This is a genomic window from Streptomyces sp. CY-1 (assembly GCF_047218265.1).
GTDB lineage: Bacteria > Actinomycetota > Actinomycetes > Streptomycetales > Streptomycetaceae > Streptomyces > Streptomyces niphimycinicus.
Genome location: NZ_CP178393.1, coordinates 11444078 through 11458911, shown reverse-complemented (window position 1 = coordinate 11458911; position 14834 = coordinate 11444078). Strand labels below are relative to the sequence as shown.

Annotated in this window: 7 protein-coding genes; 3 read left to right on the top strand and 4 right to left on the bottom strand. The window is 69.4% G+C overall.

Annotation, left to right across the window (positions count from 1 at the left end):
* Positions 1-50: 50 nt before the first annotated feature.
* The 3 genes from ACK1X7_RS48190 to ACK1X7_RS48180 all read left to right on the top strand — a co-directional run bounded on the left by ACK1X7_RS48190 (position 51) and on the right by ACK1X7_RS48180 (position 9449).
* Positions 51-2771, top strand: a complete 2721-nt coding sequence (locus ACK1X7_RS48190; RefSeq protein ID WP_413116828.1) for a TerD family protein — start codon at positions 51-53, stop codon at positions 2769-2771.
* 184 nt (positions 2772-2955) lie between these two features.
* Positions 2956-8277, top strand: a complete 5322-nt coding sequence (locus ACK1X7_RS48185) for an AAA family ATPase (protein ID WP_413116827.1) — start codon at positions 2956-2958, stop codon at positions 8275-8277.
* Positions 8274-9449 carry a hypothetical protein gene (locus ACK1X7_RS48180; RefSeq protein ID WP_351655134.1) on the top strand — a complete coding sequence of 392 codons (1176 nt, stop codon included), beginning with the start codon at positions 8274-8276 and terminating at the stop codon, positions 9447-9449. Before ACK1X7_RS48185 ends, ACK1X7_RS48180 begins: the two co-directional genes overlap by 4 nt.
* Before the next feature lie 63 nt (positions 9450-9512).
* Here the strand turns inward: ACK1X7_RS48180 and ACK1X7_RS48175 are convergent, their stop codons facing one another.
* The 4 genes from ACK1X7_RS48175 to ACK1X7_RS48160 all read right to left on the bottom strand — a co-directional run bounded on the left by ACK1X7_RS48175 (position 9513) and on the right by ACK1X7_RS48160 (position 14417).
* Complete coding sequence (locus ACK1X7_RS48175) at positions 9513-10877, bottom strand: AAA domain-containing protein (protein WP_413116826.1); 1365 nt, start codon at positions 10875-10877, stop codon at positions 9513-9515.
* Positions 10874-12388 (bottom strand): hypothetical protein, encoded by a 1515-nt coding sequence (locus ACK1X7_RS48170; RefSeq protein WP_413116825.1) that lies wholly within the window; start codon positions 12386-12388, stop codon positions 10874-10876. The genes ACK1X7_RS48175 and ACK1X7_RS48170 overlap by 4 nt, the downstream gene beginning before the upstream one ends.
* A complete protein-coding gene (locus tag ACK1X7_RS48165; RefSeq protein WP_413116824.1) occupies positions 12385-13446 on the bottom strand; it encodes a hypothetical protein in 1062 nt (353 codons plus the stop codon). The genes ACK1X7_RS48170 and ACK1X7_RS48165 overlap by 4 nt, the downstream gene beginning before the upstream one ends.
* 131 nt (positions 13447-13577) lie before the next feature.
* A complete protein-coding gene (locus ACK1X7_RS48160) occupies positions 13578-14417 on the bottom strand; it encodes a hypothetical protein (protein ID WP_359418518.1) in 840 nt (279 codons plus the stop codon).
* Between the last annotated feature and the right edge of the window lie 417 nt (positions 14418-14834).

Genomic DNA, 14834 nt, shown 5'->3' with positions numbered 1-14834 from the left:
GGCGCCGGTGCCGTTTGAACAGTTCGTAGAAACCATGCGGAGGCTGACCGGTGGCCAGTGACCCGACACGCTGGTGGCAGCCTGCTCGGGACTGCAGTCCCGAGCAGGCGCTCGCCCTGGAGCGGGCGGCCGGGCAGCAGCAACGGTTCGCCGACATCGACGCCCTGGCGGCCAGACTGCTGGCCGCAGGGCTCGCCGGACGGCCGGTGGCCACCGTCGTCCCCGGCCGAGGACGCCACACGCCGGACACCGCCAAGGTGACGGCCCTCACCCGGGAAGAGGAAGTCTTCTGCGCCAACGCCTTCGGGGTCCAGGAGCAGCAGCGGCTCGGCGCGTGGTACCTGCCCCAGAAACTCTCGGTGAAGGCAGGGGCAGTCAATCTGCCGTATCTGCTGCGGGAACGCCCTGGCCACGCTCTGACGCTGGCCGCCGATGACACCGCCCGCCTCACCGCTGTGGAGGACTGGGACACGGTATTGCTGTGGGCGCTGCTGGTGCCGCTGTTCGAGACACTGCTTCAGCCCATCCGGCTGCGGGCGGCAGGAGAGATCTTCCCTCGCACAGAACAGCAGCGGTTCTGGACACTCATCGAGGAGCGTTACCGGCTGCTGGGCATCGACGAGAGCGCGCTGGAAGCCTTCCGCTTCGGCGGCGGCTGGCACCAGCTGGACCGTGCGGGACAGCAGCAGGCCCGCCTTCGTTTGCTGGACACCCTTGCCGCCGCCGACCTCGTGCAGCTTGCCGCACGTCACCGGATCCAGCGGTTGCAAGGGCTGATGGCTGGTTTCGCCAAGAAGGCCAGGACGGGAACAGCCCTGGCGCGCCGGGTGCTCACCAAGGAGCTGCAGCCGGTCGTCTCCGCGTACTTCGGGGGTGACTGGCTGGCTGTGCTGGATTACCTTCAGGCTCCCCCGCACCCGGATGAGGAGATCATCACCGCTCTGCCCGAGCCACGTCTGTACGTCGGCATGGCCACGCAGACGGCCGGTATGGCGGCCGAGGCGGGCATCGCGGAGGACGAGGTCCATGCGATGCTCGCGGCCTTCCTCGGCGGCGGCAGTTCTCTGTCTCCGGTGGAGGAGCGGGCTGCGGCCCTGCGAGGCTGGTGGGCGGACTTCGACCAGGCGCATGCCGGCCAGTCACGGGGAATGCCGTCGTTGTGGGGGCTGGTCGATCAGGATCTGATGAGTCTGAACCGGACCGAGCAGGGGTACACCCCTCAGTTGTACCGGCAGCGTCTGCCCGCCGATGTCCTGGAACGGGTGGGGCGGCTGTGGGAGACGGTGACGCTTGCGCGGTATCCCGGCAGCATCGTCAGCAACCCGCGCCCGCACCAGACCATGGCCGAAGCCCTCGGTCCCGCGGCCGAGTTCTGGCACGGCGTGGGCCTGACCGCCTGGTTCGTGTGCGAAGGCCCCTACTCCCGCACCACCTTGGACCGCGTCGACCGCTACTACAGCAGGCCGCTGGCCGCCCTGCGCGCGGCCGGATGCCCGGTCGACACCGCCTTCTTCCGCGAACTGCAAGCCGCCGAACAACTCCTCGGGCCGGAGGAGGAGATCACGGACAGCGAGGACAGTACGGTCGAGACCCCGTACGGGCAGATGACGTTCACCTCCAGCATGAGTCACGGCGCCCGTCGGGACGGCTTCGAGCGGGTACGGGACGTCATCACACGACACCGGCGGGCCTGGGCCGAGCAGTATCTCGGTGCCTTCGTGGAGGGCCGCTGGCGCTCCGAGTTGGAGGAGGTCGCCCACCAGCATCACCGCTTCGTCGCCGCCAAGGGGCGTCCCCCCACGCTGCCCCAGTTCGCCCGGTTCGCGATCACAGCAGCCAACCACTGGACGGGCGGCGACCTGGGGGCGCTGTACACGGCCATCGGCGAGCCGACGCCATCCCAACAGGAGCGGCCTACCCGCCTACTGACTGAGGACGGCTACGACTTCGCCCGCCGGGTGTACCAGGAGCTGGGCGGCAAGCCCGTCGACCACGACACCTGGGTGAACAACCCGGAAGAAACCCAACGGCAGTGGCAGCTCAGCCGCCTGGCCACCGAAAGCCTGCGCCACCTCCAACTACAGGAAGCACTCGGGCGGCCGCCGACCGCCAAGGAGTTCGGCGCCCAGCGGCTGACCTGGCCGTGGCCTGGCAAGGAAACCGAAGGCTGGCCCATCCTCCAGCATGTCATCGCGGCTCTTACTGGTACCAGCCTGCCCCCGATCGCACCCCCCTCCCCCGCCGTCCCGGCCAGCAACGGGGAAAACGCTGCTGGGCAGTGGCTGGCCAAGGGGGCTAACACGGCCGTGGCCACGGAACCGACGACGGTCCGCATCACCTGCACCGGCGCGCCCGTCGATGTCTCCGCTGTACTCCTCACCCGCAACGGCAAGGTACGCGACGACCACGACCTCGTCTTCTACAACCACCCCAGTCACGACGGGGTCAGCGTCGGAGGAGACACCGTCACCGCCGATCTGAACCTCATCCCCGACGACATCACCTCCATCGCCGTCATCGTCAGCATCGACATCGAGGCCCAGCCCGCCGCAGTCTTCGACCAGCACACCCAGTGGCACGCAGACATCACCCAGTCTTCCAGCGCCCAACTGGCTTTCGCTCCGGGGCCGTTCTCATCAGGCGAGACCGTCACCGTCGCGGTGGAGCTCTACCGCCACACAACCGGATGGAAGGCCCGCGCTGTCGGGCAGGGCTACAACACCGGCCTCGCGGGCCTGGCCACCGACTACGGCATCAACGTCGACGCCTGACATCCCCTGTCTGGTACGCGAAACCGTCGACGACCAGGTGAGTGCGGCCGCCGTCGCCGTCGATCTCGCGTGCGAGAGCCGCTGCTGGTGCCCAACCTGCAAGGTGTTCCCGGAGCAGCTGGATCTTGCACACATGATCTCCCCTTGGGTTTCCGTTCCGTCCCGGTACGTCGGGGAGGTTAGGGTGACCGTGAAGCGCACCACGGGGGGGGTGCCAAGTGAGCAGGGCACGCTGGAGGTGAGCATGGGGCTACGCCCGACACACCTTGGCTACGCTTACCAGGACCTGCTCACCGCGCTGCGACTGGTGGACCTGGCGGTGGGACGTGCGAATTCCCTGCTGGTCGACACGAAGATGTTCACCGGGGACCGATTTGATGACATCACGTGCGAGTGGGGCACCGGCAGCCGCGAGCGGCTGCAGATCAAGCACACGGATCATGACCGCGCGTTGTCGCTGGAGAGTTTCACGAAGGACAAGCGAGGCCTACGCCTGGATCTGCTCTTCTCCTCCATGGACCACGACTTCACCTCGGATCCGGGTGCCTCGCATCGCCTCGTGGTGCGCGACATGGAGCCGGAGGATCCCGAGCTGACCCGGGTGCTGCGCCCGGTCCACGCGAGCACCGATCCCGGGCCTGCACTGCACGGCTTGAACAGCAAACGGTTCCGTTTCGACGCCGCTGCGCTGCGTGCACACGCTCCGTGGAAGGAGATGCTCGCCCAGGTCAGTGATGACCTGCTCAACCGCGCTTGCGCATCCCTGGTCGTCGACACGGATCTTCCGGCGTGTTCGCTCAACATTCGCGAGCCCGGGCCAGCCGAGGCGGCCTTGCTGCACCGCATCACCGAAGAACTCGGTGCCGGACGGCCGCCGAACCGGCACCGCACGCCCGAGGAGGTGGCGCTGGCCCTGATCGAGGCGGCCAAAGCGGCGCGCAGCCGGGCGGGGACCGTGATGGTCGAGGACCTGCTTCCTCGTCTGAGTCTGGAAGTCGACTTCGGAGCGGTCCGTGAGGGGCACCCCGTGGACCGTGCCACCGAGGTGAGACGTCCTACGGTGCTCACGGGCGTGGTCGCGGCCGTGAAGGACGCTGCTCAGCAGGGGGGTGTCGTGGTGGTCACCGGTGCTCCCGGCATCGGCAAGTCGTGGTTGTGCGAGCAGCTCGGGGATGCGCTGCGGGAATCCTGGCTGGCGGTGAGGCATCACTGCTGGCTCGGCGCTGCGGACATCGACCGTCAGCAGCGTGTGCTGACTGAGGTCGTGATCGGCAGCCTGCTGAAGCAGCTGGGTACGGCCGTTCCGGAGGCGCTGGCGCAGGTCAGGCCGCGCTACGCGGCCACGCCGGAGACGCTCACGGCCGCGGTCACTGCCGCGCGCGGCCTGGCACCGGACCGGCCGATCGCGCTGATCGTGGACGGTATCGACCATGTCAGCCGGGTTCTTGGATCCACCACCGGCAGCGCCTTTCGTCCGCGGGTGGACCCGGCGGCCTCTCTGGTCGCGGACCTCTCCGCCCTGGAACTGCCGCCCGGTGTCGTGCTCGTCCTGGCCAGCCAGCCCGGCCCTCACCTCGAGGCCGTCGACGCCGGTGCCTCCCGTCTCACCGTTGCCCCGCTCAACCGCGCCGAACTGCATGCTCTGGCGGACCGCCTGGGCGTGTTGACGGCCCTGGAGTCCTCCTCTGCCGGTGAGGGGCTCGATCCCGCTGCGCGGGCGGAGGCCGCGGTCGCACTGATCGAGGAGCGCTCTCGAGGCAACGCCCTGTACGCCACGTATTTGTGCCGGCAGGCCGTTGGTCCTGCCCCGGGCCTGGGAGCGGCGCCGGCGCCGGATGGTGCTGGCGATCCTCTGGAGAGGTTGGGGACGGTGCCGTCGTCGGCGCACGACCTCGACGACTACTACGCCTATCTGCTGGCCGGTCTGACCCCCGGGCAGCGTTCTGCTGTCAGCATGCTCGCGGTATGCGACTTCGCTGTGAGTGCGTCGGAGCTCGAGGAGATTTTCCCGCTGCCCGGAATGCAACTCGGTGCCGCGCTGAACAGCGTGGCACCGATCGTCGCGCAGCAGCCGGGCATCGGCGGACTGAAGATCCATCATGAGAGCTTCAGCCGCTTCGTCCGCCGGGTCGACGGCGACGACAGGTGGGTCGATCAGGTCCGGTCCCAGGCCGCCGACTGGTTGTCCCAGCGGGGCTTCTTCACCGATCCCCGCGCGTTCCGGCACCTGCCCGAACTGCTGGCCGCTCTGGGGCGCGATGACGAACTCGCTCTGCTGATCGAACCCGATTTCCTCTCCCGCGCGATTGCCGGGCTGCAGCCTCCTCAGGCCATCGTCCACACTCTGACCGTTGCCGCGCGGCGTGCGGCGGTCCGTAACGACTGGCCCACACTGGTGCGCTGCGTCGAACTGAGCCGGGCGCGGGCGACGTATGAGGACGAAGGCCTGCCGGGTTCCCTGGTGCCGTATGCGGATGTGCTGGTGGCGCTGGTGGGAGCCGACCGCGTGGCGGCAAGCCTGATGTACGAGGGTGTGACCACGATGGCGGCGCGGTGGGGCCTGCAGCTGTGTGCGGCGGTCGACCGGGCCGGCTGTGCCGCCCCGTGGGAGGCGTACCTGACGGCCTGGGACGAGGCACGCAAGGAGCGTGTCCACTACGGTTCCGAGAGCGATGAGTCGGTGTTCCTGGCGGAGTTGCGCGGACGGATCCGGTTGCCGGCCCGGGCTGCGGACAATGTCGAGCTCGGGCAGGTCCCGCGTACGCTCGCGCAGCGGGTGGCCCGGTTCCTCGGCCAGGAGGCTCTGACGTCGCCTGAGGATGCGCTGGGTGTGCTGTTGGACTGTCTGGGTCCAGACCCGTTGCTCGAGAGCGTGGAGCTCATCGAGCAACCCGACCGGCGCGCGGCCCTTTTGCTGCACCTGGCGGACGCCCATGGCACGGCGGGCGGCGCGCTACCGTCTGCCCGCGCGCTGGCCACCGCGGCCTGGGCCAGCGGGCCGTGCGACCCGCGGCGCCTGCTCCGCCATGGCGTGGCAGTGTCGGACCTTGCCGAGGAGATCTTTTCCGGGGACATCGCCGCGGTTCTCGCGGAAGCAACACAGGATGTACTGACCTACCGTGCCAGCGGCCTGTCCGGCCCGGTGAACAGGTGGCTGACACTGCTGGCCGTGGCCCATGCTGCCGATCCGCAGGCGTCCGCCCGACTGCTCCCCCTCCTGGACGGCGATGGCTTCTACCGTGCCTGGCTGCGCTTCACCCTGGCCACGGTAGGCCTGCACCGCGACGTCGAGGCGGGCATCCTCACAGCCGAAACCGCGTCCGTGACCGTGCGTGTGGCGCTCGAACAACTGGCCCAGCATGCACACGCGTTCACGGGCAGCCCCCGGGCTTGCGATCTTGCGGACATCCACCGGCAGGTGCGGCAGGTGTTGCACGACGCCGTCGCCCTGCTGCGTGGCGATGATGTCGCTGTGGGCATCGCCTTCCTGCAAGCCGTCAGCGAGGGCACCACCACCTCTCTCATGGGCATGGCCGGAACCGGCCCGCTGATCACCACGGAGCTGGTGTCCCTGCTCGTCGGGAGCGTCGGCCAGGCAGGGGCCGATGTCGTGCACGAGCTCATGCGCACGTTGCGCGGAGCGCAAGCCGAGCGTCGTGCGCTGTATGCGGAGGACGCCGACTTCGAGCTTGAGATGGCCCGCGTGAGTCTCGCCTGCGGCGACCTGCACGAGGCGAAGCGGTGCTGGGAGCGTGCCGCCCGCTACGTGGGGGCCTATGGCGGTCACAAGGACATCACCATCGAGGAGTTGCTGGATCCGCTGCCTCAGCTCCTGCAGGCCGATCCCGTCCAGGCGCAGGTGCGTCTGGCGCGTACGCAGCCTCTTGTCTATCTCGTCGCGGACTGCACCGACGGGCGGGGCACGGCGGGAACGCCGCAGGAGTGGTGGCGTTCCCTTGCGCGCCTGGATCCGCGGGGTGCCGCGCAGTTGGGCGCCCAGGTGCTGCTGGCTGAGCCCGGGCTGCCCGATGGCCGGGTGGGCGCGGCCCACCGGCAGATGCTGGCCACGCAGGCTGACACGGCCGACCCCGTCGTCCTGGCCGCGCTCCGCATCGCCGCTGGCCCCGATGGCCGCAGCATCCAGCAGGACGTTGCTCTGCTCACCAGGCTCGCTGACCTGCCCGGCGACGACGCGGCCCGCGCATCGCGTCTCCTGCCGGTGCTGGCCAATGCGATCACCTCCACCTACGACGACCAGACACTGATCGCCGCATCGCAGGCTGCCGGGGACGAGCCCACTTCTGCGCTGCGCACAGCAGCACAGCGTTGTGGCGGTGAGGGCGGCTTGCCTCGGGCGCCCCGCCCCGTGCCCGACAACACCTCACGTGACTGGTTCGGCCCCGAGAAGCGCCCCACCACAGACGCGTATCTGCACGCCCAGCAGCGCCCGACGCTGCCCGTAGGTGCTGCTGGCGCGCTTGCTGCGGTCCGTGACCGCAGCAGCAAGGCATACGATGCCCCCTCGGGCCCGCGGTGGTCGAGGGACGCCCTGGCCAATGCGGTCGGGTGGCGGCTCTTGGAGGTCATCGACGGTCAGGGAGCAGACGCAGCCGCCCAGTTCCTGCACCGGATCGCCGACGAGATGAACGCCTCCAATCCTCTTGAGCTGCTGGCCGACCTCGCCTTGGGGCTCCGCTTGCGCCAGGACAGCGATCCTGGTGTCTACGGCCCACTCGCCGCCACGGCGGGCATGCTCGCCTACACCAAGATGCGAGGCGGCGGCGGATGGCGTTCCTTCGGCGGCAATGACCGGCTGGATCTGTGGCAGCAGGCGCACTCCGCGGACCCGGCCACCGCAGCCCGCAACCTCGCAGACCAGGTGGCCCACGCCGTCGCCGAGGCGTCCTACAGCCGCACTATCGGTGTCAGCCTGGCCCTGGTCTCGGCGTTCGCTGTTCAGCCCCCGCTCGCTTCACCCCCGGCTGTCAGCGCTTTCGCCTGCTGGGATGCGGCGTATGGCGTCATCGCCCACCGTCTGCCGGGCCGTGCCCGTCTCAGTCAGGGTGCGTACCACCCGGTGCCGGAACAGGCGACCCAGCACGACATCGACACCGCACTGTGCGAACTTGCGTTGGCCACGATTGCCCTGCCTGAACGCGGCGATAAGCGCCGCGCCCTGATCACAGCGACGGTTCTGCTGGCCAGCCGTTCCGGCCAGGCGCAGGCAGCTCTGGCGCGCGTCCTCTCCTTCGACCTCGGAGCTGGCCCCCTGACCTGGCTCCTGACCGTCCTACAAGGACACCTGCCCGACGGGCCTCTGGATGCCGCCCTTCTCGCACAGCTCGTCACGCTGTGCGGCAGTGACGTGCTGTCCGTCCGTGCGGATGCGTCCGCCATCCTGGCCCGCGCTGGCCACCAGGCGCCCGCCCCCGCGGCAACGGCAGCCCATCCGACACTCGCACGCGCCATCGCCGCCGCCCTCTCCCCCAGCGAGGACAGCGCATGAACAACCCTCGGGAGTTCGCAACCCACCTCGTCGACCACTACCTGGGCGACCGCCTAAACGCCGCCGGCAGTCCGGCCGGGCTCCGCGAGACCGTCATCGATCTCGTGATCGATGCTCTTCCCGACGTCGAGACGCTCATGAGCATGCAGCTGGACCTTCTGACCAATGGACGCCGCAGCCAGCTTCCCGACGCCTATCTCGCCGACCAGGCCGCCGCCGAAGACGCCCTGCAACGCGCTGCCGCCGGCCTGCGTGCCGCGCTTGCCCAAGTGGGACATCTCGGCAACGCCCAGAACTTCGAACGCGGCGCGGCCGCGCGACTGCGCGATGACCCCCGCGCGGCTCTGCGTGCCGAACTCGCCCGCATTCCCCGCCCTCTGACTCGTCCCAAGGCCCTGGCGTGGTCGCTTGATCCAGCACCGTGGTTCAGTGAGAGCCATCAAGCGGACAAGCCCTGGCCGCCTTCCGGCTTCGCTTCGGTCGCGGGCCTGCGGTCCCTGCCGGGAAACGCCATGGCCTTTGCTCGCGTGGATGGAGGTCCGCACGAGGGCTGGGTGCAGATCGGCTTGTTCGAGCGGCAGCGCACTCCTGCACGCCGATACCCGGATCAGCCCGCCCGCCAACTGCAGATCGCCGTCGGCCTGGAGGCCCTCGACGACGACCCGCCGCCCGGCACACTACCCGCCTCCCAGGCCCCCTGGCAGCTGTGGACCAGCCCGTGGCGGCGCCTGGGACTCGGCCTTACAACCGAGTCAGCAGCCGAGCACATCAGTGCCGCAGACCAGGCATTGACGGCCCTCACTGACGCTGGAGCCTCTGGCCTGATCGATACGCCCCGCCCTCGCACCCTGAGCGGCCTCGGCCTGCCCCTCTACGTACTCGCACCCGCAGCCAGCGTCGTGGCCGCACTCGGCCTTGAACCCACAGAGGGAATCTGCGGGTTCAGCCTCAGCGACGCCACCGGTGAGGCACTGATTTGCCGCCAGTGGCACGGCCACCTCGTCCACGACGGAAACTACGAACCACTCCTGCCCGCGGTCGCGGGAGCTGATCTACTCATCCGGCCCGACCTGTTCGCCCGGCTGCACGACACGATCGGCGCCGCGCGCTGCCGAGCCGGCGTCAACGTCCACCACGAGTCAGTCGACGACACCTTCGACGACGAGGACTGAGGGCACCCCAGCGACGACGCTCCCATCAACCCGCCTTCATGTGGCAGGCGTGCGGCGACCTCCTCATCCGCGCCGGTGACGGGGCTGTGCCTGGGCGGAGATGGTGTGCTGGGTCAGGTGGGCGAGGACTGCGTGGTTGGCCTCCCAGCCGTCGGTGACCTTGGAGGCGGCTCCGGGGTGTGTGGGGTCGTTGGAGGGGTGGGCGTCGAGGAGTTCGGCGATGCCGGCGCGGGCCACGATGATGCAGGCGTGGCGGTGTCGTGAGGTGAGGACGCACAGGCGGCCGGCTTCCAGGTGGAAGGCGGAGGCGTCGCCGCGGCCGGAGAGGGGGTGCAGGACGATGGTGACGCGGAATTCGCAGCCTTGGAGTCGGTTGGCGGTGTCGACGGTGACGCTGTGGAGTGGGGGGTACTGGCGGGCCAGGAGCGCACGGATGTGGTGGGCCTGGCTGCGATGGGCGGTGCCGATGGCGATGTCCCCCGGCTGCAGGACGTGGCCTTCGGGGTTTTCCTCGCAGGTGGTGATGGCGCCCCGGGCCAGCAGCCGCTCGGCGATGTCGAGGACGGCCTGGAAGGCTTCGATGTCGTGCTGGCCGGTGATGCGGGCTGGTAGTTCGAACAGTGCCCATCCGGTTCGGGCGGCGTGTTCGATGACCTCGTCGGTAGGGGTACGCATGCCGCGGATGGAGAACGTGAGGGTGCGGTCGGCTTCACGGCTTCCGGCGTGGAAGGGCGTGAAGGGGTAGAAGGCGTCGCTGATCAGAGGGACGGCTGAGGGTGGCAGGCGCCAGGACACGGGCAGAAAGTGGACGGGCAGGTCGGGGTTGTTGGCGAGCAGGACGGCGACCGCGCTGTTCATGGGGTCATGGGGCAGGCCGTGGAAGCGGTCGGTTTCGACCGCGGAGAAGGGGTCGAGTTGGCCGGGATCTCCGACGAAGAGGGCCCGGTCAAAGAGGCCGGCGGTCCACAAAAGCATGTCGGAACGCATCTGGTAGGCCTCGTCGATGATCGCCCACGGCCATCGGCGGTCGGTGACCGTGGCCCATTTCATGGCGGTTCCCACGATGACGTCGGCCGTCTTCTCGAGGGCTTCGATGCGGGTGCCGATACGGATGCCGGGATGTGCCTGCAGATCGTGCGGGACTGAGTTTTCCGTTGCGGTGAGCCGGGCGGTGCGCAGATGCGGGTGGTGCCGGGCGAATCGCCGCACGAGTTGGTCGACCTGGCTGTTGGTCTGGGCGATGACGGGGCAGGGGGTGCTGGACTGCGCGAGGGCGTCGGCGGCTCGGGCGACCAGGGTGGATTTGCCGGCGCCGGGCGGGGAGTGCACGACGATTCCGCGGTGGGTGAGCGTGGGCAGCTGCTCCAGGATGGCGCGGGCGGCCGTGTCCATCTGCTGCTGCGGTGAGGGCTGGTGGGGAGGTGTCACTGTTCTTCCTCGCCGTCGCCCTCGCCCGTGTCCTCGTCGCTGTCGTCCGGATGGTCGGCAGGAGGCCCGCCATGGGTCCAGGGGGTCTGTTCTCGTGAGGGAAATTCCGGCATCCGGTAGGAATCCGGTGCGATGGTGAACACGAGGAAGGCACCGTCTTCGGGCAGGACGTCGTAGGTGGGACGGTCGGCGTGGCCCATGCCTGCGGTGATCTCGAGTTCGACGAGGGTGTCGCCGTCGGCGGGAGTGATCTCGCAGATCTTGTAGCCGGCCTTGCGGTAGGCGTGGCAGGCCAGGAGCCGGCCGGGTTCCATGCGCAGGGGGTCGGAGGTGGACACGGTGAACCGCGGCCGCCATTGTGGCCGTCCGGTGGGCCCGCGCAGGGTGTGCTTGGAGTCGATCGCGGTGACGGTGCCGCCGAAGGCTTCGCCGGTGGTGCGCAGTTCGGCTCGTGCGAAGGGGTCGTCGGCGGTGCGTTCGGCGGCGAAGGCGGCTGCTGCGTGTTCCATGTGGGCCAGGCGGACGGCGGCGGCGACGGCTTGGTCGCGGGCCGGCCGGGGGCGTCCGTCCTGGGCCAGGTGCAGGCATTCGTCGGTGAAGGCGGTGCGTTCGTGGTCCCAGCGGCGTGCGGTGCTCTTGGCTTCGGGGAGGGCCTGCAGGAGTGCGTAGGCCTGCCACATGAGGTCCCAGGTGGGCTGCAGGTAGGTGGCCAGCAGGCGGTCGAGTTCTTGCAGGGTGCGGGTCTGCTCCTGGGCCAGGGCTTGTCGCCGGGCGCGGGCGTAGGCGTCGAACAGGGGCGCCAGGTGGTCGTTGTCGAAGGCGGCGTCGGTGGCTGGTCCCGCCGGGCGGTGGGTGGCCGGGTCTTCTGCTGCCAGTGCGGCGTCGCGTCCGGAGGCAGTGTGGCGGGGTGGGTCGATCCAGGCCAGCAGGGTGGCCAGGTCCTCGTCCTCGAGGGGGCTTTGGCCGCTGATCCAGTGCATGGAGAGGAAGCTGGTCATGGGGATGAGGGCGGCTGAGCCGGCCAGGTCGGCGCGGTCGGTGAGATAGGTGAGCCAGTGGCCCAGGCGCTGGACGGCCCGGGAGCCGGGAGCCTGGTCGTCGGCGGTGCGGAACCGCAGGTCGGCTCCGAGGTCTTTCAGGTGCTGCACGGTCTGGGGGTTGGGGACGAGGATCTGGGGGGCGTCGGTGTAGCGGCGTCGGGCCGGCTTGCTGGAGGTGGCGGGCAGGTGTTCGCTGTGCCGCTGGCAGGCGTCGATGTGGGCGGTGACGGCGTCTGCCAGGGAAGCGAGCATGGGAGTGGTGCTGCCTGAGGGCGGGGTGAGCAGGAGTTGGGGGCGGCGGGGGTCGGTGCCCAGCATGACGGCCAGCAGTCGTGCGGCGGGTCCGGTCTGTTTCAGTGCCAGCAGCATCAGTGGCTGGTCGCTGAGGTGGAGGTGGCGCAGTTGGCTGGCGCGTTGGGCGTTGCCGGTGTGGGCGGCGCGCATGCGCAGGAGTGAGGTGAGGCGGATCATGCGGTGTCCGTCTGGAGGTCTGCGTGGATGCGCTGTGCGTGGCGCAGGGCCTGGGTGAGGTCTTTCTGGCTCCGTGAGGGGTGCAGGTGCCCGTCGGTGAGGGCCAGGGCCGTGGCGATGGTGTCGACTCCTGCGAGGTCGTCGCGGACTGCGGTGCCCAGGGCGGCGGTCTTGCCCTGGTTGCGGGCTTCGGTGCGGCAGTGGAAGGCCAGGTCGCAGTGGTGGCGGCAATCGGGGGTGTAGTTGGGCCGCACGGTGGCGAGCGCGGCAACGAGTTCACCGCGGGGCCGGGTCGGTTTCTGGTCGGGGCCGGGCGCCAGGTCGAAGGTGGTGTCGGGGGGAACTTTGCCCAGCAGTTCGGGCAGGCGCCGCAGTCTGCCGAGGTGGCGGCTCAGGTTCTTGATCTGCTTGTGGGCGCTGAAGGGCGTGGCGGTGGGGTGGCGGGTGAAGTTGCGCGGGTTGACCAGGACCACGGTGTCGGAGACGCGCTCTGATGGGAGACCGTCCTCGGCGAGGAGTTCCCGCAGGGCCAGGACGTAGGCGGCGGCCTGGGTCAGCGCTGCGGTGGCCTTGAGGGGGTCGGGCTGTCCGTGGATGACGGGGAAGGATTTGATCTCTACGACATAGAAGACGCCCTCGCGCTGGAAGGCGATGACGTCGGGTTCGAGGTAGGCCTGGTGGCCGGCGACGGTCAGACGCAGTACGGGGTGGTCGAGCAGGGTGCGGGGGTCTGGCCTGCCGTGTGCTGCTCTGCGGATGCGGGAGCGGGTGTGGATGCGGCGCAGCCGCAGAGGGGACTTGTCGTCATCGCTGCCGACGCTGTTGACGTCCTCGTAGGACACCTCCGGCACGCTCAGGCCCAGGGCTTGGCGGAGCAGCGGTACCAGGGGGGCTCCGGCCTGGGCGGTGACCTTGCGTTCGAAGGCGAGGCCGTAGTCGAGGGCGAGCTGGGATTTTCTCAGCGGCCGCGGGAGGCCCAGATGGGCGGCGAGGGCGTCTTTGTCGATACCGGCCGCATCCAGCAGGGAGCGGCGCTCGCAGCTCGGATTGGCGGTCAAGGCTGCCAGGGTGCGTGCATTGTGCGGGATGGGCGCAGCGGTTCCGCGTAATACGCCCAGTCGTTCGTCGAGCGAGCTCACTGTTTTCCTTGGCGGGACAGGGCACAGCCGTGCTGGTTGCAGAGGCGGGTTTACGAAGTACGACGCAGGCGGGCGGTGTTGCGCAGGATGTTGCCGAAGATCTGCTGCGCGTCGCCGAGTTGCTGACGTGCGCGCTGGGCTGCTTCGGCGCGGGTGTCGGCGTCGTCGTCGGCGTGGATCTCCAGTTCCGCTGCGGCGGCCCGGCGCAGCGCGTCCAGGTCGAGCGGGCCCCGGGGGGCGTCGCCGTGGATGTTGCGGCTGTAGTGCAGCAGCAGCAGCTGGACCGGCTGTGGCATTCCGGCCTCGCCGGCGAGGTGTTCGGCGGCGTCCGCGAGCCGTAGGGCCGAGGTGAGGAAGTGGACGCGCTGGGTGAGCGGTCCCACCAGGCGCTGCTCCAGTGGCCAGGTGCTCAGGGCGAGCAGCGCGCGGGCTGGTGAGAGCAGGTCGGAGGTCAGCGCGGGGCAGATGTAGTAGGCGCGGCCGTAAGGGGCGGAGCGGAAGGAGCGTTCCTCGTCGCGGCGCAGGGTGGTCATGCGTGCCGTGTTCAGCGGGGTGGAGAAGAAAGCCTGGTGGACCTGGCTGAGCAGTTTGGGCGAGGCGGGGACGGTGAGCAGGGCGAGCGCCTGGTGGACCTGGTCGCGTACGGGCACGTCCTGGTTGGGCTCGACGACTGCCGGCGCGGGCTCAGGCCGGGCCCCTGGCTGCACCTCCGGCTGGGCCGTGTCCGGGACCTCAGTGATCCCGCACAGAACGTTCCACGCGTGTCGAGTGCGTGTCAGCTCCTCGCCCAGGGAGTTCACTTGGGCGGTGTCGTGTTGTGTGAGCGCCTGCCGGAGCGCCTCTTGCAGCTGCTGCATGCGCTTCTCGAGTGCGACCAGATGCTCATCCATGCCCGCATGCTAGCAGCCCCTCGTATATACCAGTTTCATTCCAGGGAAAAGTAAAGACCGATAGGTCGCGCACAGGCGCGACCAGATGGGGCTCGGCGACTGCGGGCGCGGCCGCCGGCTGGGCCACGTCCGGGCCGCACCGAGCCCGCACAGAACGTTCCAGGCGAGTCGACTGCGTGTCAAATCCACGCCGGAAAGGCGTACTTGGACGGTAGCGTGTTGCGCGAGTGCCCGCCGGACCGCCCCCTGACGGCTGCTGCATGCGCCCCTCGAGAGCGGTCATGCGTTCGTCCGTGCCCGGAGGCCAGCAGCCACTCGGGACTCCCAGTTTTACTCCAGGGAATTTGGTGTACAGTCCCGGGCTCATAAGGCACCACCGGTGCCCTCCTACGCCTCGCTTCCCAGAAGGGTGCACGA